At 38.5% G+C, this 954-nt stretch carries 1 pseudogene; it reads left to right on the forward strand.

Annotated elements, in window-relative coordinates:
• Window positions 1-880: pseudogene (locus tag ACTHOQ_RS18880) on the forward strand (transposase); the annotation flags it as partial.
• Between the last annotated feature and the right edge of the window lie 74 nt (window positions 881-954).

Below are 954 nucleotides of genomic sequence, written 5' to 3' on the forward strand. Positions count from 1 at the left end.
AACGAAAAACACCGAAACAAATGGTGAAACAAGTGTATGAATGGATCACGCGTAAACAAAAATATGAGCAGGATTTTGAGATTTTCGGTACACGCAAAGCTATGCCAAAACAGATCATGACGCTACGTTTATGAGAATGAAAGATGATTACATGCAAAATGGGCAATTAAAAGCTGGTTATAATCTTCAAATCGCGACAGAAGGCCAATTCGCACTCGCTTATGGGATTTACGCGAATCCAACAGATACAAAAACATTAACACCATTTTTAAATCAAATTGAGGCACAGTATTTTGAGTTACCGAAGTATATTGTCGCAGACGCAGGTTACGGGAGCGAACCAAATTACCAGGATATTTTAGAAACGCGTAAACGAGAAGCAGTGATTACGTACAACAACTATCGAAAAGAACAATCAAAGAAATACAAAAGTGACCCATTCAAAACAAGCAATTGGGCATACGATGAAGAGATGAATACGTACACTTGTCCAAACGAGCAGAAATTAACATTCCGATACGAATCTGAGCGAAAAGATGCGAATGGTTTTATTCGAAAATTTAACGTGTATGAATGTGAAAACTGCACCGGATGTCCACTTCGAGAAAAATGTACGAAAGCCCAGGAAGGAAATCACCGTAAATTAATGGTGAATGAAAATTGGGAGCAGCAAAAAGAATATGTACGAACGAAGCTTTCAGAAGAAAAAGCTGGGAATCTGTATCGTCAGCGGAAAATTGACGTGGAACCAGTTTTTGGATTTCTGAAAGCTAATTTAGGTTTCACTCGATTTTCTGTTCGTGGAAAATCGAAGGTTGAAAATGAAATCGGCCTCGCATTAATGGCCGTAAATTTACGAAAATATGTGCTGAGAGCGTAGCCGTTCTCCTGTTGTCTACATAAAACATGAAAAAGTCGAAATAGCATGACGCCATTTCGACTTTTTGTGTGGAT

It is taken from the genome of Solibacillus silvestris (assembly GCF_051967575.1).
GTDB lineage: Bacteria > Bacillota > Bacilli > Bacillales_A > Planococcaceae > Solibacillus > Solibacillus silvestris_B.